At 57.1% G+C, this 19,506-nt stretch carries 13 protein-coding genes; 6 read left to right on the top strand and 7 right to left on the bottom strand.

Annotation, left to right across the window (positions count from 1 at the left end; all coding sequences use genetic code 11):
• The 6 genes from Q0650_RS05990 to Q0650_RS05965 all read right to left on the bottom strand — a co-directional run.
• Positions 1-2,121 (bottom strand): ATP-dependent RecD-like DNA helicase (locus tag Q0650_RS05990; protein WP_298816916.1); only part of this gene is annotated, 2,121 nt, incomplete at its 3' end.
• A 194-nt stretch (positions 2,122-2,315) separates the two neighbouring features.
• The gene (locus Q0650_RS05985; protein ID WP_298816915.1) at positions 2,316-3,290 is read right to left on the bottom strand and encodes a D-glycerate dehydrogenase; all 975 of its coding nucleotides are present in this window, start codon (positions 3,288-3,290) and stop codon (positions 2,316-2,318) included.
• Positions 3,291-3,359: 69 nt separating this feature from the next.
• Positions 3,360-4,055 carry a lactate utilization protein gene (locus Q0650_RS05980; protein ID WP_298816913.1) on the bottom strand — a complete coding sequence of 232 codons (696 nt, stop codon included), beginning with the start codon at positions 4,053-4,055 and terminating at the stop codon, positions 3,360-3,362.
• Positions 4,052-4,591 carry a GNAT family N-acetyltransferase gene (locus Q0650_RS05975; RefSeq protein WP_298816911.1) on the bottom strand — a complete coding sequence of 180 codons (540 nt, stop codon included), beginning with the start codon at positions 4,589-4,591 and terminating at the stop codon, positions 4,052-4,054. The genes Q0650_RS05980 and Q0650_RS05975 overlap by 4 nt, the downstream gene beginning before the upstream one ends.
• Positions 4,592-4,692: 101 nt before the next feature.
• Positions 4,693-6,102, bottom strand: coding sequence for a LutB/LldF family L-lactate oxidation iron-sulfur protein (locus Q0650_RS05970; RefSeq protein ID WP_298816909.1), 1,410 nt, complete (start codon positions 6,100-6,102; stop codon positions 4,693-4,695).
• Positions 6,103-6,232: 130 nt separating this feature from the next.
• Positions 6,233-6,976: a (Fe-S)-binding protein gene (locus Q0650_RS05965; protein WP_298816907.1), complete on the bottom strand. Its 744-nt coding sequence runs from the start codon at positions 6,974-6,976 to the stop codon at positions 6,233-6,235.
• Positions 6,977-7,184: 208 nt separating this feature from the next.
• Here Q0650_RS05965 and typA point away from each other — a divergent pair, with 208 nt between their 5' ends.
• From typA to Q0650_RS05940, 5 genes are all read left to right on the top strand, one after another.
• Positions 7,185-9,026 carry a translational GTPase TypA gene (gene typA / locus Q0650_RS05960; protein ID WP_298816905.1) on the top strand — a complete coding sequence of 614 codons (1,842 nt, stop codon included), beginning with the start codon at positions 7,185-7,187 and terminating at the stop codon, positions 9,024-9,026.
• 375 nt (positions 9,027-9,401) lie between these two features.
• A complete protein-coding gene (locus Q0650_RS05955; protein ID WP_298816903.1) occupies positions 9,402-10,346 on the top strand; it encodes an RNA polymerase sigma factor RpoD/SigA in 945 nt (314 codons plus the stop codon).
• A gap of 334 nt (positions 10,347-10,680) precedes the next feature.
• A complete protein-coding gene (locus Q0650_RS05950) occupies positions 10,681-11,715 on the top strand; it encodes a GNAT family N-acetyltransferase (RefSeq protein WP_298816901.1) in 1,035 nt (344 codons plus the stop codon).
• A 300-nt stretch (positions 11,716-12,015) separates the two neighbouring features.
• Positions 12,016-12,162: a hypothetical protein gene (locus Q0650_RS05945; RefSeq protein ID WP_298816899.1), complete on the top strand. Its 147-nt coding sequence runs from the start codon at positions 12,016-12,018 to the stop codon at positions 12,160-12,162.
• Positions 12,163-12,527: 365 nt separating this feature from the next.
• The gene (locus Q0650_RS05940) at positions 12,528-12,899 is read left to right on the top strand and encodes a GNAT family N-acetyltransferase (protein ID WP_298816918.1); all 372 of its coding nucleotides are present in this window, start codon (positions 12,528-12,530) and stop codon (positions 12,897-12,899) included.
• 8 nt (positions 12,900-12,907) lie between these two features.
• Here Q0650_RS05940 and Q0650_RS05935 read toward each other — a convergent pair whose 3' ends face one another.
• A complete protein-coding gene (locus tag Q0650_RS05935; RefSeq protein ID WP_298816898.1) occupies positions 12,908-13,357 on the bottom strand; it encodes a PaaI family thioesterase in 450 nt (149 codons plus the stop codon).
• A gap of 350 nt (positions 13,358-13,707) precedes the next feature.
• Between Q0650_RS05935 and pulA the strand changes: the two genes are divergently transcribed.
• Positions 13,708-19,506, top strand: a 5,799-nt coding sequence (pulA, locus tag Q0650_RS05930; protein WP_298816896.1) for a pullulanase-type alpha-1,6-glucosidase, incomplete at its 3' end; no start/stop codon positions are given.

Here is a 19,506-nt window from a genome sequence, read left to right as displayed (position 1 = left end):
AGCAATTGCCGCGGCAACTGCGCGCCTGTCACCAACGATAACAACCAACTGCCTGGCTCGGGTCACCGCCGTGTAGAGCAGATTGCGTTGCAAGAGGGGTTGATGTTGTAACAACAGCGGCAACACAACCACCGGATACTCGCTCCCCTGGCTTTTGTGAACGCTGAGCGCGTAAGCGAGAGCGAGATCATCGAGATCGAGGCCGCTGTAGCGGATTGTTCTCCCATCTTCGAAGCGAACAACAACGGTTTGCTCTTCGCCGTCAATCGCAACCACTTCTCCCACGTCGCCATTGTAGACATCGCGGTCGTAGTCGTTGCGCTGCTGGATAACGCGATCACCGACTCGAAAAACCGTCGCGCCACTGTGACATTCGGCAACACCGGGCCGCGGTGGATTGAGCGCAGCCTGCAATGCCGCGTTCAGCGCCGCGACTCCGGCAACACCTTTGTGAGTTGGACTGAGCACCTGGATGTCGCGACGGGGATCAAAGCCGAAGCGGCGTGGGATGCGTTCGGTTACCAGTTCCACAGTGAGCGCAGCGCATTGTTCGGGTGTGGTTGCACTGAACAGGTAGAAGTCTTCGTGGTCGCCCCAGGCGGGTAATTTGCCTTCATTGATCCGGCGAGCATTGGCGGCAATACCGCTCCCGGCTGCCTGCCGAAAGATTGCGTCAAGGTGAATTCGGGGCGCAATCTCGCTCTCGATCAGATCGCCTAACACGCGGCCCGGCCCCACGCTCGGCAATTGATCGGCGTCGCCAACGATCAGCAGGTGCGCGTTGGCCGGTATTGCTTTCAGCAGTTGGTTGGCCAGCACGATGTCAAGCATACTCGCTTCATCAATAACGAGCAGATCGCAGTCGAGCGGGTTTTCGGCGTTGCGGCGAAACGTCCCGTCAGGCCCATATTCAAGCAGGCGATGAATGGTGCGCGCTTCGCTGCCGGTGGCTTCACTCAGGCGGCGGGCAGCGCGACCGGTGGGAGCGGCAAGTAGTGGCCGGTAGCCACGCGCGCGCAAGAGCAGGACGAGTGCGCGTAGACTGGTGGTCTTGCCGGTGCCCGGCCCGCCGGTCAATAGCATCACCGGTTGGGTAAGCGCTGTGCGAACGGCTTCTTGTTGCGACCGACTGAGATCAATGCCGCGCCGTTCGGACAGATGGGCGAAGACGTGCTCCCAACGACTGGGCGCGTAGCGATCAGCCATCGCCGAACGCTGCTGGAGGAGACGACGAATGGCGTTGGCAACGCCGATTTCGGCAAAGGCAAGCGGCAGCAAGTAGATCGGCTGCTGGTCTGGCTCGTCGGTAGTAACGATAGCGTCTTGCCAGAGCTGCTGATCGACCAGCATCCGTTCGAGCGCAGTCGTCACCTGTTCGGTCGTTACAGTCAGCGCCGCGGCAGCGCGCTCGATCAATTTGCGCCGCGGCAAATAGCAATGCCCTTCATCCGAGGCCTGTCCCAACACAAAACGGATTCCGGCCTCGATCCGGCGTGGATCGTCGCGAGCAATACCAAGTCCGGCGGCAATAGCGTCGGCAGTGCGAAATCCAACCCCATCTACCTCGTCGGCCAGACGGTATGGCTCGCTCTGCGCGACGCTCAGCGCTTCATCACCGTAGTGCTTGTAAATGCGCACCGCTACGCCGGTGGGCAGGCCCAGGTCTTGCAGCAGTAGCATCAGGTCTTTGATCCGCTGCTGGGTGCGCCATGCCTCGGCAATCAAGGCCGCCTTCTTCCGTCCTAATCCGGGAACTTCACATAACCGCTCTGGTTCGCGATCGAGCACATCGAGCGTATACTTGCCAAAAGTCTCAGTGATGCGTTTAGCAGTGGCCGGCCCTACTCCCTTGATCAAACCGCTTCCCAGGTAGCGACGAATGCCATCGATAGTTGCCGGCAAGCGCGTCTGGTAGCGGGTAACGCTGAACTGGCGTCCATGAGTCGGGTGATCACGCCACTCCCCTTCGAGGATGAGTTGCTCGCCCGGCTGTATGCCGAGGAGTTTGCCCACGATGGTGACGGTATGCCGTTTGCCGGTTGGACGCAATTGAGCGACGGTATAACCATCGCTCTCGCTTTGAAAGGTGATTCGTTCGAGAATGCCGTTGAGCTGGGGCATAGACTCATTGCCGTCGGTCGATGCGTCGTGGCGTCAGGTGTTCAAGGTGAGCTTTACGATTGTAGTCTGGCCTTATAGATAGCGCAAGGATGCCAGACGGTGGATGGCTGATGACGGATTTTCAGCAGAGTGCTCTGCTCATCAGTTGGCATCACGTGATCGAAGCTGTCATCGCCAGTCGTGCCGGCAAAAGGTTACTTCACGATATTCGGCGTCGGTTGCCCGCTCAGCACTGCAACCAGATTCTCAGCGGCAAGTGTAGCCATCCGCAAGCGAGTGGCAACGCTCGCGCTACCGATGTGCGGCGTCAGCACAACGTTGGGTAGTGTCAACAATGGATGATCTGGCCCAATCGGCTCGCGTTCAAACACATCAAGACCGGCGGCCCACGGACGACCGGCGCGCAGCGCGGCAGCCAGATCGTCTTCGCGCGCGAGTGGCCCGCGGGCAACGTTCACAAAGATGCTGGTTGGCTTCATCAGCGCAAACTGAGCCGCGCCAAACATTCCGCGCGTTTCAGGCGTGAGCGGGGCGGTTACGACCACAACGTCGCTCTCAATCAGCAAATCATTCAGGTTGCGATAGGATGCTCCCAACTCAGTTTCCAGCGAGGGATTAGGCCGGCGATTGTGGTAGAGCAGTCGCATGCCAAAACCACGGCCTCGACGAAGCACTGCCTGCCCGATTCGACCTGCGCCCACGACCCCTAAAACTCGCCCGTAGATGTCCTGCCCGACCATCTGCATTGGATGCCACGGCCCCCATTCGCCGCGCTCAATCAATCGATGACCTTCGACCACGCGACGAGCAGCGGCCAACATCAGTGCCCAGGCCAGATCGGCAGTTGTTTCGGTGAGGACATCAGGCGTGTTGGTAAGTGTAATGCCACGGGCTGCCAGAGCAGTTCGGTCGATATTGTCGTAGCCGACCGCCATGACCGACACGGCGCGCAGATGTGGCGCGGCAGCGATTACCTCGGCGTCAATACGGTCGGTAATCAGGCAGAGCAATCCTTCGGCTTTAGCAATGCCGCGCAGTAGTTCGTCGCGCGGGATCGGCGTTTCTACCTGATCCCATAGTGAGACGTTACCAAAGGCGGAAAGGATAGCCATCGCCGGCTCAGGCAGCCGACGGGTCACAAAGATGCGAGGTTTGGGTTCCATATCCATAGGCGAATGCCTGATGCAGCTTGCCCCATAGGGTCAGCATCATGTGAAATACGGTCTGAAATCGCGAATTTAACCTTCGACAATAATCACGTGAATTTGTGGCGGACCATGAATGCCGAGCGAAAGGGTCATCTCGATGTCGGCGGTGCGTGATGGGCCGGTGATAAACGTCAGGTTGCTGGTTGGACCAAACACCTCGTCGCCGTAGCGTTGCGCGAGCAGCGAGAGCGCCTCGCCGAGACCGCGCACCAGTTGATGAGCAAAGACAATCGCGATGTGACAGGGCGCGAGGAGCGAGGCGATGCGCGGTTTACCGGGGCCGTGGCGCAAGAGCAGGGAACCACTCTCGGCAATGGCCAGCTCGACGCCAGAAATGCAAAGCGGAATCGGTTCTAAGGCTTGCAGGCGCGCCTTGCGTTCCTCGCCACGCGCAGTAGTGTCGGCCAGAGTAATACCGCGAGCGGTTAGCAGTTCGGCCAGTCCGGGCAAGCCAATCTGGTCAAGATCCCAACTGATGATGCTGGAGGCCTGGGTTTCTTCGATAAGACGGTCGATCACAGCCAACGCTTCGTCGGCGTTGGGAACGCGGTAGGCTTTCCCTTCAAGTTTGGTCAGTTCGGCGGCAAACTGCGCTGCCAGATCATTTTCTGGCGGCAACACAAACGGCGGTGGCTCGTGCGGCGCGCGCGAGGCTTCGTTGAGCAGCCAGGGTCGGTTAGCATTCAGACTGGTGCGGAGGTTAGCGAGAATCTGGTCTCGGCTCATGGATTTGGCTCCTGGGCAACAGGCCCATGAAAGTTTGACCGGCCTGCTGCATGTTCGCATCTATCATCAAGTCGCCGCTCGTAAAATAACGAGAGAGGATCGTCGGGATAGTTGCCAAACGGACCGATACGGTAGAAACCGGCTTTCTCGTAACAACGAATGGCAGCGTGTTGCAGAATACCGGTTTCAAGGCGAAGCAACCGACAGTGCCGGCTGTTAGCATACGCGCTAAGATGATCGATCAAACGCTGCGCCAGCCCCATGCCGCGAAAAGTCGGTCGCACATACATGCGCTTTAACTCACCATAATCGGGGTAAAACTGGATGCCGCCGCAGCCGGCAGGTTCGCCGTTGACCCGTATGACGAAAAAGGCCACGCGCTGTTCAATCATTTGGGCCACACTGTAGCCGTGCTGACTTTCCGGCGGATACAGCGGAGCCAGTTCAGCTTCCAATTCTGCAATCAACTGTAAGCCATCGACAGTATCGGGAGGTTCGGCGTGGATCGTAATCTGCATCGCTTGTAGTTCAGACATACAGCATTGATCTGGCTACATCACCCCTATTCGGGCTATCAACAAGGGCATTCGGATCGATGGCGAGTATTCAGACTGTTGGTATCGAATCCTGTCCTGGCTCAGCGCTGCTTGTTCCGTTCGGCCCAAAGCTCGCGGAATGATTTTGGCGGTGGCGCCGGAAAATCACGCTGCTTCGTCCACAGATGGAGCGGTGGCGGCAAGTGGCGGAAGCGTCCTTTGCGAGCGGCAATGCGACTAAAGAAGCGAGCAGCCTTGCCGCTGGCGTTGTAGATCGCCGGATGCGTCATTGTCATGGTATAGCCAGCGATCGCCAGTTTCTCGATTGGATTGACCTTGCCCGCCTTCACTGCATCCGCTCGATGGCGCAGCAACATATCGGGAATAGCGATCCGTACCGGGCAGACCTCCTGGCAAGCGCCGCAAAGCGAGCTGGCTTGCGGCAGCAGGTATGCATCGGGCAGATCGGGTTGCAGCAGCGGGGTTAGGATAGCGCCGATCGGTCCGGAATAGACGCCGCCATAAGCGTGGCCGCCGATTGCCTGATAAACGGGGCAGGCATTCAGGCAGGCGCCGCAACGAATGCAGAGCAGCGACTCGGCGTAGTGACCGCCTAAGATGCGCGATCGGCCATTGTCGAGCAAGACAAGATGGAACTCTTCCGGGCCATCCGCTTCGCCGGGTCGAGCCGGGCCGCTGATCAGACTGGTATAAACGCTAAGCTTTTGACCAGTCGCCGAACGGGCCAGTACCTGGAGCATCACGCCGAGATCGATCATGCGAGCAACGATGCGCTCGATCCCCATAATAGCGACGTGAATGCGCGGCACCGTGGTTGAGAGGCGAGCATTGCCCTCATTTTCGACAATGACAATCGCGCCACTGTCGGCCACACCGAAATTGACGCCGCTGATACCCATATCGGCCTGCAAAAAGCGTTGTCGTAGCGCCTGCCGGGCAGTGCGAATCATCGGTGGCACTTCAGTAGTGGGTGTCATCCCAAGGTGCTTGACAAACAATTCGCTCACCTGCTCGCGGGTTTTGTGGATAGCAGGAGCGATGATATGGGAAGGAGTTTCGCCAGCAAGCTGGATGATATACTCGCCTAAATCGGTCTCAACCACCTCGAAGCCGGCATGCTCGAGCGCCTCGTTGAGATGAATCTCTTCCGAGGCCATCGATTTCGACTTCACGATACTGCGCACTCCGCGAGCCTGAGCCAGCTCGATAATGTAGCGACGCGCCTCTTCGCCATCGCTGGCCCAGCATACGTGACCGCCGCGCGCCTCGACGTTGGCAGCCAGTTTCGGTAATAACTCGTCGAGATGGGCTAAAGCATAGGCCCGAATGGCGCGGGCCTGATCGCGCAGGCGATCGGCGTCGCTAAGCGCGCCAATTGCGCCAGCCCGGTTGGAAATGAACCGGGTGGTGGCGCGCTGAAGTGCCGTCTGTAATGAATTGTCGTGCAGAGCGTGATCAACGCGGTCGTAAAAGGCTATCGTTTGTGACATAGGATCATCTTTTCCAGGCGTTAGCACGCAGCTTCAGGCCGATGAACAAAGTTGCTAAATGGTGGCTCAATTGCGCAAGGTATCAAATGCTTGCCGATGCCGAACATGTTGCGCGCTGTAGCGCGACAGGTCAACGCGCATCCACCATATTTGCCAGCACCTCGGCTAGATGACGGGCGCGCGTGGGAAGGTTGCGGCGCGACAAACCGCCGGCGATCTGTGTCATACACGAGACATCACCGGTCACCAGGAGATCAGCTTTGGTCGACTCAATCGCGGCGAGCTTGCGATCAAGCATTGCTGTCGAAATCTGTTCCTGTTTAACGGCAAACAGGCCACCGAAGCCGCAACACTGGTCGCAACCGGGTAACGGCACGACTTCAGCGCCTTGCACGTGATTGAGGAGCGCGCGCGCCTGAGCGCCGAGACCGAGAAAACGCAAACCGTGGCATGCATCGTGGTAGGTGATGCGTCCGGAAAAATGCGCGCCGGTGTCGTCTACCCCCAATACATCGACCAGATATTCACTCAATTCGTAAGTGCGATGAGACAGTTCTTCGGCAGCGCCGGCAAAGGGGGTGTTGGCAAACAATTCGTGATAGAGATGGCGGATCATTGCAGCGCATGAGCCTGACGGCAAGACCACATCACCTTTACCGCGCAATATTTCCAGCGCGCGACCGGCGACGGCGTAAGCGTCATCTCGGAAACCGGCATTAAAAGCCATCTGACCGCAACACAACAGGTCGGGCGGCACGTCAACCGCTACACCGTGTCGTTCCAACAGTTCAGCCGCAGCCAAACCGACGGTAGGGTAGAGTTGATCGACAATGCAAGTCGCAAAGAGTACAGCACGACGGTGGCTGGTAGTCACAATCGCATCTCCTCTGGGGCTGAAAGAGCATTGATAACGGTATTATACCAAAAGTGACTATTTCCTATTATCGACAGTTGTTCTTCAGCGATGCCAGACCGAACACCTCCACGGTTTCTATGCTATAATATTGATAGATATTCGTTGCGCTCAGGTTTGACCTGAGCGTTTTTCACGCCGCGCAGCGGCCAATCTCAACGGAACAGGTATGATTCAGCGCACCGATCTGCGTAATATCGCGATCATCGCTCACGTTGATCACGGGAAGACGACACTCGTTGACGCCATGCTCAAGCAGAGCCGCATCTTCCGCCAGAACCAGCAAGTGGAAGAGCGCGTGCTTGATAGTAACGCTCTCGAACGCGAGCGTGGCATTACCATTCTGGCCAAGAATACTGCCGTGACCTATCGCGGCGTCAAGATTAATATCGTTGACACGCCGGGCCACGCCGATTTCGGTGGCGAGGTCGAGCGGGTCATGAATATGGTCGATGGCGTATTGCTGCTGGTCGATGCAGTCGATGGGCCGATGCCACAGACCAAATTTGTGTTGCGCAAGGCGTTACAGGCCGGTCATCAGGCTATCGTCGTCGTCAACAAGATCGACCGTCCCCAGGCGCGGCCCAACCATGTGGTGAATGAGACGTTCGATCTCTTCATCGATCTGGGCGCAACCGACGAGCAAGCCGAATTTGCGACTATCTACACCAATGCGTTGCTCGGTCACGCGGGTCGCTCACCGCTCAAGCTGCACGATTCGCTCGAGCCGCTCTTCGAATGCATTCTCGACCGCATTCCACCGCCTGCGGTTGATATTGAAGGGCCGGTGCAGTTTCTCGTTACCACCAGTAGCTACGACGAGTATAAAGGTAAGATCTTGACCGGTCGGCTGGTGCGTGGCACGATCCGCAAAGGTCAGCCCCTAGTGCGTATCGCTCGCGACGGGTCGATCTCTCCGGCCAAGGTTAGCCAGATCTTTGTTTACAACGGTTTGGAGCGGCAAGAGGTTGAGCAGGCGCAGGCTGGCGACATTATTGCGATTGCCGGTATTCCTGACGCAGCCATTGGCGATACCATCGCCGATGCGCTAATGCCAGAGGCGTTACCGCCGATTAAGGTCGAAGAACCGACGGTGCGGATGACCTTTGGGGTAAATACCAGCCCTTTCGCCGGACGGGAGGGAACCTATGTCACCTCGCGCAAGCTGCGCGAGCGTCTCTTCCAAGAGATGGAGCGCGATGTGGCCTTGCGAGTGGAAGAGACCGAAAGCCCCGATGTGTTTATTGTCGCCGGACGCGGTGAGTTGCACCTCGGGATCTTGATCGAGACGATGCGTCGCGAAGGGTATGAGTTTCAGGTCTCAAAACCAGAGGTAATCTTCCGCGAAGCGCCTGATGGCACTCGTCTCGAACCGATGGAACTGGTTGAGATTGAGGTGGCGAGCGAGTATCAGGGTGTGGTGGTCGAATTGCTGGGCAAGCGGCAGGGCCAGATGCGTGATATGCGCATCAGCGAAGATGGCTCCGTACATTACGTCTATCTGGTGCCAACGCGCGGTCTACTCGGTTTTCGCCAGCTCTTCCTGACGGCTACCCGCGGCACCGGCGTGATGAACAGTATCTTTTTCGGGTACGAGCCGTATGTCGGCGAGATCGAGATGCGAGCCAATGGCAGCCTGATTGCCGCTGAGAGCGGTGTCGCCACCACCTACGCGATCCACTCCCTGCAGGATCGCGGTGTTTTCTTCATCACTCCTGGCCAGGAGGTATATGAAGGAATGGTGGTTGGGCAGCACATTCGCGACAATGATCTTGAGGTGAATGTCTGCAAAGAGAAACATCTGACCAACATGCGCAATAACCGTGGCGCAGAAACGGTGCGGCTCGACGCGCCGCGCCAGCTCTCGCTCGATGATGCGATTGAGTATATCGGCGATGACGAGCTGGTTGAGGTAACACCGAAAGGCTGGCGCATTCGCAAGAAGTTGCTCAGCGCTGACGACCGTCGCCGCGAGAAGAAGCGTCGGGAATTGGCGATGAGTGAACGGTAACACACGCTAGCTACTGTGGCTTCCTCTCGGCCAATACCAGTTAATGTTTCTGCATCCACGGTAAAAATACTCATCCTCTTCTCATTTTTCTTTAACCTTCCCTTTATGCTACCCGCCGATACTCAATGCTGGCGGGTAGTGTGTATTTCCGGCAATCTGACGGCACGAACCGATAGACAGTAATAATGCCGTCTCACTGCTAAGCCTGCCTCGCATTTGAGCCTGAATGGCGCCGTCTACGCGCTATGTCATCTGCGGATGCAATGGTGCTGTTGATTGAAACCGCAGAGCAGGTTGAGCGCGTCTAATACGTATGAACCCCGGTGGTTCGCATTGCATGCGCCGACGTAACTCACCGGCGCATAAGGAGGCGCAATGAACAACCCAACCACGATTGGTCGTAGTGCATCTGATACGATAGTGCTCTATCTGAACGAGATCGGCGCTGAGCCGTTACTCACTTTCGAGCAAGAGCAGCACCTCGCCAACACGATTGCGCAGGGTCGGCGCGCCGCTGAGCGGCTGGCAAATGAGCCAATGCTGCCGCTGGCCGAAAAGCAACGACTGGCAGCGCAGGTTGCTGCTGGCGAACAGGCCCGAGCGCAGTTAATTAATTCAAACCTGCGGCTGGTTGTGAGTGTCGCTCGCCGTTACCAGGGTCACGGTTTGCCGTTGCTCGATCTCATTCAGGAGGGTAGTGTCGGTCTGATGCGCGCGGTTGATAAGTTTGATGCCAGCCGCGGGCTGAAGTTTTCGACCTACGCAACCTACTGGATCCGGCAGAGCATTGGGCGAGCGATTGCCGATCATAGCCGCACAGTGCGCTTGCCGGTGCATCTGGGGGAGCGGTTGAGCCGGCTTGCCCGGTTGCGACAAGAGCTGGCGCAGCAGCTCGACCGCGAACCAACGCTGGAAGAGCTGGCGCAGGCTGCCGGGCTTTCGGTTGAGCAGGTCGAGCGCGCCGAGCAAGCCGGGTTGACGCCGGCTTCGCTGGACGAAGCGCATACCGAAGATGGTGGTGGCGCGCTGGCCGAGATCTTGACCGATCCGCTTCAACCCACTCCCTTCGATGAGGTGAGCGAGGGCATGCTTCAGGCCGATGTGCAGGCAGCGCTCAGCCAGCTTTCATCGCGCGAGCGGAATATTTTGCGCCTGCGCTATGGCCTTGATGGCGAGCCAATGCATACGCTTGAGCAGATCGGTCAGCGTTTGCGCTTGACCCGCGAGCGGGTGCGCCAGCTTGAGACGGAGGCGTTGCGCAAGCTGCGCGACCCTTCATTGCATCCGCGGTTGCAGGGATATGTGAATGAAGGTCCTTAGCCGGTAAGGGTGATAATCGCTTGCCTGCCCCGCTCCCGCATTGCGGGAGCGGTTTTTTTATTCCTCACCTTTTGCTACGTTTTCTCATAGGCGAGCTGGATCCTTAATCTTTACCTCTCAACCCGGTGGGATTGGTTGATCTCTGGTTGAATGCACTGCAATGTACTGGCGTGGGTCTGGTCGCGTGGCGTGGATGAAATTAGCCTCAGAAAAATTGTTCCGATCGTAACAATGCTGTTATCACAACCGGGTGATATTACCCTGATCACGAGCAGTTGTCATATGGTACAACGGAAAGAGAGAAGACCATATTTGCTTAAGGTCAGGAATCTCTATGAACGATATGCGCCTGATCCGCTCAGTCGATCCGCAGTTATGGTGGGAAGTGGCGCGCGCCTGCCCGTATGCGACGTTCTTTCACACTCCTAGATGGAGTGAAATTGCCTGCCAGGCAATTGAGTCGGTGCGTGATCGAACGATTGCGGCGATCTTTTCCAACGGCACGCGCGCGGTGTTGCCACTGCTGGAAATTCGTCGCGCCGGACCGTTCTCTGCTCTTATATCAACGTTTGAAGGATGTTATGGCGGCATCATTGCCGATGGCCCGTTGAGCCAGGGCGATGCAGCGCGTCTCTACCGGCAGGTCTATCGCTGGAATGTCAGCAACTTCTATTACCTGGCTAATCCGCTGGCGCCTCCAGAAACCATTGATCGCGCGCACTATTTTGCCGATGAAGTGAGCCATATCCTTCATCTCAACGCAGATTTTGAGGAAATCTTCAACCGGTTTGATAAGAGTACGCGCGCGCACTACCGACGGGGCCTGCGCGAAGGGGTTCGCATCCGTCGCGCGATGTCAGAGACTGACTACAAAGCGTACTACCGCGCCTACCGCGAAGCGGTGAAGCGTTGGGGGCAAGATAGCAACTATGGCTACTCGTGGGAATTTTTGAACCACGTGTTCTCGTTCGAACGTCGGTATTCAGATGAATTGACACTGTGGGTCGTCGAGCTGGATGGCAACGTTGTCGGGGGAACTCTTGCTTTCTACTGGAATCAACACGTCACGGTCTGGCACGGAACTGTGACTGACGCTGCGCTAAAACGGCGGGCAATGGTGGTGCTCGATGTCGAAATTGCGCGCGATGCAGCAGCTCGTGGTTTTCGGTACTACGATTTCAATACCAGCGCCGGCATTGAAGGGGTCATGAACTATAAGCGTAATTTTGCTACGACCGATTACGCGGTTGCTCGCTGCCGGTATCGTAGTCCGATTGCGCGTCCATTATTAGCGTTGAAAGACTCTTTACATCGTCGATTGCGCTCACAAGAATCGTCGGCCCAACCTCAACTGGAATGGCATACATAGCTTAAACGTTGCTGTGCGCTTCGGCTGTCATAGGAATGCAGACACACGATCGGCCAATGAACAACACTGTTAATTGGTCGATTTGATTCTGCCATCCAATTATTCATTGGCCGGGTGTACATAGTAGCCAGCGCTCGACCGGTTGTCAGGCTGATCATTGATATCCGCATTGTGAGAAAAGCTATGCGCTGGCTCTCTCTGGATCGTGATACCTGGATGGATGTTGCCCGAAAATGCCCGTATGCGACGTTTTTTCACTCACCCTGCTGAACCGAGCTGGCATGTCGGACGATCTCGACGGTGCGTGATCGAATGCTGGCGGTACAGTTGCGTAATGGCACGCGCGTTATCTTGCCGTTACTCGAAGTGCGTTGCTATAGACCAATCAGTGCGCTGATTTCGACCTTTGGAGGCTGCTATGGCGGGCTGATTGCCGATGGCCGCTGACTGCCGCCGATGCGGCGGCTATCTATCGGCAGGTCTACCGCTGGAATATTACAAGCTTCTATTTCCTGAGTAACCCGATTGCCCCGCCAGAGACAATTGATCAGGCGTATCAATTTGGCGATGAAGTTGCTCACATCCTGCATTAGAGGGCAAGTTTACCGATCTGTATCGGCGTTTCTCCCATAACATTCACTGTAACTATCGCCGTGGCGCGCGCGAGTGCGCAAAGCGGTGAGTCTGGATGACTGGCATGCCTGTTATCTGGTCTATCGTGATGCGGTTGATCGCTGGGGAGAGAACGATAGTTACGAGTATCCCTGGTCATTTTTCCTGGAAGTATACACGATGGCGATTATCCGGTGGAGATGCAGTTGTGGGTGGTTGAACTCGAGGGCAATGTTGTTGGTGGGCAACTTGCTTTTGCCTTGAACCAGCGCATCACACTCTGGCACGGCACCGCTACCAGAGAGGGATTGGCGCGGCGCGCTTTGATCGTCCTTGATGTCGAGATCATTCGCGATGCCGTAGCGCGCGGATTTCGCTACTTCGACTATAACACCAGAGCCGGGATTGAGGGAGTGATGCGGTATAAACGCAATTTCGCCACGACCGATCACGTGATTGCGCGCTGTCGGTATCGCAATCCACTATGGCAATCTCTGAGTAGCCTGACCTGCCATCTACCATTGCAGCTCCGCAATCGGGCGATGTTTGTCCGCCAGCCCGAGCGGAGCTAAGCAGCTTATTACGTTGTCGGCGAAGCCGGCACCGCAAACATCGTTGCCTGCATCAGCGCGATTGTGGCGCGTCGGTCACCATCGAGCGCGATTGCTTCACCAGTGCAGACCGTCACCGCGCGGCCTGTCCTGATCACGCGACCGGTGGCGATAAAACGGGAACCGCGAGCCGGACTGAGAAAATTGATTTTGAACTCGACCGTGAGCACCTCGCGGTCGGCAGGCATAAGGGAGAGAGCGGCGTATCCGCATGCGCTATCGAGAATGCTGGCAATTGCGCCGCCGTGTACGTAACCGTGTTGCTGGCTGAAGGCCGGATCGGCTGGCATCGTGATGCTCAACTCGCCTGGACGTATGTGGTCAATGACGGCATGAAGCGAGCGCATCAATCCCTGACGGGCGAAACTGCTGCGCACTCGTTGTTCCCAGTCGGGTGTTTGAGGATGGAAATGGTGCATAAGTCGTTTGTGTAGCGTATATAGATTCTGATCATTGCGTCATCATACCAGAAAATACGTCTCTGTTCAGAGATATGTGACGGTTGGGTAGAGACAGTGCCGGCGCAGACGTGCCGCGCCGATGCATCAGGCTGATCTGGCAACACCCGGCAAGGATAAGGATCGACTACGTGGAGGGCGTCCGCGCAGGAACACCCGATTGCGCGATCTGTATTTAACGCAACAGTTTTTCAAAATAATATTGCAATTACAACCAATATCTGCTATAATGCGCAGCAAACCTGCTTCCCCATCTGGATATGCGCCGTTGAAGTCATGTGGCTATGTCGCCTGAACGACGAGGTTGTGCTGTGCATCATCGAAGCCTTCGCCTGCTCTTTGCGAGCCTGATCACGTTGGGTTTGATCGCGCTGTTGCTCCCGCTCCCTGCCCTGGCTGCCGGTGAAGCGGTACGCGGTGAGTTGAACGGATGGACAACTGCCTGGGGGATGTCGTCAAGTCTGGGTGGTACGTTTGTCTACATCAGCGGTCAGATTGTTGCTCCCGATGACACCGAAAGTGAATTCAAGTTTTTCAAGAGTGACGGGGGCGGTCAGTGGTATGGAAAAGACGCGCCGAATGCCGTGACTTTTGGACAGATTTTTACCGGTCTCAGCACTGGTGGCGGTGGTGAGCGCAATTTGCGTTTGAGCCATACGCAGAATAGCTTTTACGTCTTCAAGTGGGATGGCGGCAATCGTGGTGTCGTATTTCGCCTCACGGCTGCTCCGGTCACAATTGTCAGCGTCAGCCAGACCCCAACCGCGCCGTTAGCCGGTCAGCCGGTCACCGTCACCGCAACGACCGGCAGTGCGCCGCCAGCCGAGCAGGCGTTTTGGCTTCGCTATGCGATTAACGGTAACTGGGCCGGCTCGACCGTGCTCAAGATGAGCGGGAGCGGCACCTCCTTCAGCGCGACCATTCCGGCTCAGCTTGCCGGCACAACGGTCAGCTACTATGTGTTTAGTTCTGGTGATGTGACTACGATTGCCGGCGCCGATGCCGATCTGATGACGATTAATGCTGATACGAATAGCGGCAGCAACTACAATTACACTGTGAGCAGTGGCCCCAGTGTAATCACACCGGCGCAGGCGCGCGCGCTCTGGCTCGATACCGGCACGATAGCCTGGAATGGTGGCCCGGCGGCAAGCTTCCGACTCCTCTACGATCCTGATGGCGGAATGACGACGGCGGCGGAGACAACTGTGTGTAGCTTCCCTGCGCCGGCGACATCCTGCTATGTGTCATTGACTCCGAGCGGAACAGTCAGCGGGTATGTGAAGAATCCAAATGCGACCGGTATGACCAGGCTGATCACCGGTTTGAGCGCTACCGATGCCGCTCATCTCTTGCGTGGCCAGCTTGTGGTTGCCGCTTACGATAGCGGTAATAATCGGATCGATGCGACTCGCGTGCAAATTCAGGGTGTGCTCGATGCAATCTATGCCGCCAATGCTTCTCCTCAGGCGCTCGGGGCGAGTTACAGCGGCGGTGTGCCCACGGTGCGAGTGTGGGCACCAACGGCGCGATCGGTGACGCTGCGCCGTTTCGCCAATTCGACCACAACGACATTTAGCGCGCACCCGATGACGCTCGATCCGGCCAGCGGCGTGTGGAGTGTGACCGGCGATGCGTCGTGGGATCGGCAGTTTTATCTCTTTGCGGTAGAAGTCTATGTGCCGACGCTCGACGCGGTTGTGACGAATCTGGTTACCGACCCCTATTCAGTCAGTCTGTCACAAGATGGCGCGGCGGCGGGTGATGTGCGTAGCCAGTTTGTTAATCTCGATGATGCAGATTTGAAGCCGACCGGATGGGATACGCTCAGCAAGCCGACCCTGGCTAATCCCGAAGATATTGTCATCTACGAAGTGCATATCCGCGATTTTAGCGCTAATGATAGTACGGTAGCGCCAACCGATCGCGGCACCTACCGCGCCTTTACCTACGATGGCGTCGGCCCTCACCCGAATGCAACGCTCTCGAACGGGATGAACCATCTGCTGCAACTACGGCAGGCTGGCCTGACCCATATTCATCTCTTGCCCACGTTTGATATTGCCTCGGTGATCGAAAACCCGGCGGATCGGAGTGAACCGACCATCTCATTCAATCCAGCCACCGATCGCGCCTCGATTAATCCACAGGCCGCAGTGGCCGCGAATCGCCATACCGATAGCTTCAACTGGGGCTATGACCCGTATCACTACGGCGTTCCTGAAGGTTCATACAGCACCAATCCTGATGGCGTGACCCGCATTTATGAGTTTCGCGAGATGGTGCAGACGTTAAACCAGAATGGCTTGCGGGTGGTCATGGATGTGGTGTACAACCATACGGCGGCTAGCGGCCAGGATGATAAGTCAGTGCTTGATCAGATCGTGCCTGGCTACTATTACCGCTACGATGCAGCCGGTAATCTGGCGAATTCCTCGTGTTGCGCAGATACCGCCACTGAGTATGCCATGATGGAGAAGCTCATGATCGATACGGTTGTGCGCTTCGCCACGGCGTACAAGATTGATGGCTTCCGTTTCGATTTGATGAATCTGCATACGCGCCAGAATATGCTCAATGTGCGGGCGGCGTTGCAGGCGCTCAATCCGGGTAGCCATGGCGTTGATGGCAGCGCGATCTACCTGTACGGGGAAGGATGGGATTTCGGTTCGGCCCGCGATAAAGGACTGACGACGTGTCCGCATTGCTATGCGCACAAGTACAATATGACCGGCAGTGGGATCGGGGTGTTCAATGATGTGATCCGTGACGCTGCTCACGGTGGTTACAGCACCGATCCGATCGGCATTCGCCGCCAGGGCTTCATCAACGGCCTCAGCTACGACTGGAATGGTTACAACTACCCCGATCGTTTCCAGAGCAACCTGCACACGGTAATGGATACACTGCGTTCGGCGCTGCGCGGGAGCGGAACCGATTGGAATGGACAGGGTAACCCGTTTACCGACGATCCACAAGAGGCGATTAACTACGTTGAAAAACACGATAACGAAACCCTCTTCGACCAGAATGTCTTCAAACTTCCCAACGGTGATGGTAGCGGGAATCCGGGTTGGATCGGTAGCAGTAGTATTCCTGTGACCTCAATGTCTGATCGGGTGCGCAGTCAGAATATGGGGGTGAGCCTGATCGGGCTGGCGCAAGGTATTCCCTTCTTCCATATGGGGCAAGACATCCTGCGCTCGAAGTCACTCGACCGGAATAGCTATGACTCTGGCGACTGGTTTAACCGGGTCTACTGGGATCGCAGCGGCAATAACTTTGGGCGCGGGTTGCCGCCATCCTGGGATAACAGCACGCGCTGGGGGATCATGACACCGCTGCTGAACAATACAGCGCTCGATCCGACCACGGCTAGTATGGATTTTGCCGCAGCCCACATGCGCGAGACATTGCGTCTTCGTATGAGTTCGCCGCTCTTCCGGCTCACGACCGAAGCTGCGATTAATGCGCGCGTCAGTCACTATAACACTGACAATAGTCGCGATGCTCTGATCGTGATGCGGCTGTCAGATGAAGTTTCACCTGATCTCGATCCCAACTGGGAAAATATTCTGGTCTTCTTCAATGCGCATACGATTGCTCAGTCGATTACCATTCCGAACGCAAATGGTTTCACCCTCCACCCACTGCACACTGATGGCATCGACGATGATCCGGTGATTGCAAACGCTTCTTTTAACGATGCGACTGACACCTTTACCATTCCTCCGCGCACTACGGTAGTCTTTGTCTCGACCCAACCGATCGAACCGCCGAGCGCCATCGATTGGGTTGGGTTGATGTATCCACGCGGCGGGATCGCACATGCCGTCGATCAGGGTAGCTTTTCTCCCGCCGGATTCGACGTGTACGTGCAGGTATATGAAGCGGGAGTCACTCCTGGCGTCGGTCAGGGGGCAGGGATTGAGTGTTTCCTGCACTGGGGGCGTTACGGTCAGCCCTGGAATGATTTACCGATGGTGTATAACGGCGATATTGGCAATAATGATGAATATCGCGCTACGATACCGCGCGCGGTGATCGAGGCACTGGCGCCGGGCACGTATGGCTTCACCGCCTATTGCAAGCAGACAGCCGAAACCGGGCGCCGGTGGAAAGTTGACGCTTACGACATTAACGGTAATCCCGACGATGACGATCAGGGTGATGGCCTGATCACCATTATCCCCACCGCCGATTCAGCGCCTGAGCCGCCGGCTGGCGTCTTTGTCCATCTGTTTGAGTGGCGGTGGAGCGATGTGGCAAAAGAATGCACCTTCCTGGCCCAAAAGGGCTACACCGGGGTACAGGTCTCGCCACCGAACGAGCACATTGTGCCTGCCGCCGATCTGGGTGGAAATCCTGCCAACGATTTTCCCTGGTGGACTCGCTACCAGCCGGTGACGCACGATCTGACGCGGTTTACCAGTCGCAGCGGAACGTGGGCCGAGTTTCAGCAGATGGTCAATGACTGCAACAGTGTCGGTGTCGCGGTGATTGTCGATGCGGTGATCAATCACATGGCCGACATCGAGGTGGGTAGTCCGCCTGCTGGCACGGCGGGCACTCAGTATCGTTCGCAGCCGGCCAACCTGCGTTTCTACGGCACGCAATATCTGCCCGACGATTTCCACCCCGATTGTCTGATCGCCAGTTATCGCGACCGCGTGCAGGTGCAACGCTGCCAGTTGGCCGGCCTGCCCGATCTCGATACCGGTAAGCCGTCGGTGCAAAACCGATTGCGCGCTTATCTGCAGGCTCTGCTCGATGCCGGTGTGCGTGGATTCCGGATTGATGGCGCCAAGCACATCGCAGCGCATGAGGTCGGCGCGATACTGGCCGGGCTGACCCTGCCGGGTGGCGGCAAGCCCTACATCTTTAGCGAAGTGATCGACATGGATCCGACCGAGCGCATTCGCGATTGGGAATACACCCCCTACGCCGACGTAACCGAGTTTGCCTTCAGTGTTGGCGTTATCGGCGGCAACTTCAACTGTGGCGGTTCGATCAGCAACCTGCAAACGTTCACTGCCGGCTTGCTGCCATCGCGTTTCGCTCAGGTATTCGTTGACAATCACGATAACCAGCGCGGACACGGCCCTGGTGGCGCCTGCGTGGTTGATCACCGCGATGGTCGAGTGCATGTACTGGCGAACATCTTTATGCTGGCATACCCTTACGGTCACCCGTCGGTCATGTCGAGCTACTACTGGACAACCAATCCCAACAGTAACGCTGGCGACAGCCTGGGACCACCGAGCAGCAACGACGGAGGTGTCACCTGGGGTCCAGGTCTCGGCGCCGACACTCGTCCGGTGTATGGGCCAGGCCAGACTGCGGCTAACTATCCAGCTCATTGCTCCGGCAACTATCCCAATCCGGTTACGGCTGCCGATCTGGGGCAGTGGGTATGCGAACATCGCTATCCAGCAATTGCCAACATGGTTCAATTCCGGCAGGTTACCCATGGCGAACCGGTAACCAACTGGCAGAATATTGGCGGCACACCCTCGAACCATATCGCCTTTGGTCGCGGCAACAAAGGGTTTGTGGCGATCAATAACGGTAGCGCGGCAGCAACTACCACATATCAGACCAGCCTTCCGGCGGGATTCTATTGCGACATCACGAAGTACGATGTTGTCGGTGGGGTTTGTGTCTTGCCCGGCACCACCATGCCTGCGCCGAACAGCGCCTTCATTGAAGTGAATAGCAGCGGCCAAATTGTCAACTACACATTGGCCGGTCGCGATGCCTTCGCCATTCACGTCAACGCAATGCCGTCGTATCAGATCACGGTCAACGCCGAACCGGCCAGTGGTGGCAGTGTCAGTGGTGGCGGCACCTTCCCGCACGGCAGTGTGGTGACGGTACAGGCGACGCCGAGCGCAGGCTACGTCTTCGTGAACTGGACAGAAGGGGCGTCGGTGGTAGCAACCACGTCGGTGTACAGCTTCCCTGCAACCGCTCCGCGCGCGCTTACGGCCAACTTTGCCCCGGTAGTGCCTACTGCCACACCGACGGTGACAGCCACACCGACGGCGACGGCCACCAACACGCCGACGGCGACGGCCACCAACACGCCGACGGCGACGGCCACCAACACG

It is taken from the genome of uncultured Chloroflexus sp. (assembly GCF_937129525.1).
Lineage (GTDB): Bacteria > Chloroflexota > Chloroflexia > Chloroflexales > Chloroflexaceae > Chloroflexus.
Note: the sequence above shows the minus strand (reverse complement) of the source record. Positions and strands in the feature narration are given on the sequence as shown.

Excerpts from the sequence above, each read along its gene's own strand:
- Q0650_RS05950 (WP_298816901.1), top strand. The coding sequence starts at position 10,681 with ATGAACGATATGCGCCTGATCCGCTCAGTCGATCCGCAGTTATGGTGG.
- Q0650_RS05935 (WP_298816898.1), bottom strand. The coding sequence starts at position 13,357 with ATGCACCATTTCCATCCTCAAACACCCGACTGGGAACAACGAGTGCGC.
- Q0650_RS05980 (WP_298816913.1), bottom strand. The coding sequence starts at position 4,055 with ATGAGCCGAGACCAGATTCTCGCTAACCTCCGCACCAGTCTGAATGCT.
- Q0650_RS05940 (WP_298816918.1), top strand. The coding sequence starts at position 12,528 with ATGCAGTTGTGGGTGGTTGAACTCGAGGGCAATGTTGTTGGTGGGCAA.
- Q0650_RS05955 (WP_298816903.1), top strand. The coding sequence starts at position 9,402 with ATGAACAACCCAACCACGATTGGTCGTAGTGCATCTGATACGATAGTG.
- Q0650_RS05970 (WP_298816909.1), bottom strand. The coding sequence starts at position 6,102 with ATGTCACAAACGATAGCCTTTTACGACCGCGTTGATCACGCTCTGCAC.
- Q0650_RS05975 (WP_298816911.1), bottom strand. The coding sequence starts at position 4,591 with ATGTCTGAACTACAAGCGATGCAGATTACGATCCACGCCGAACCTCCC.
- Q0650_RS05985 (WP_298816915.1), bottom strand. The coding sequence starts at position 3,290 with ATGGATATGGAACCCAAACCTCGCATCTTTGTGACCCGTCGGCTGCCT.
- typA (WP_298816905.1), top strand. The coding sequence starts at position 7,185 with ATGATTCAGCGCACCGATCTGCGTAATATCGCGATCATCGCTCACGTT.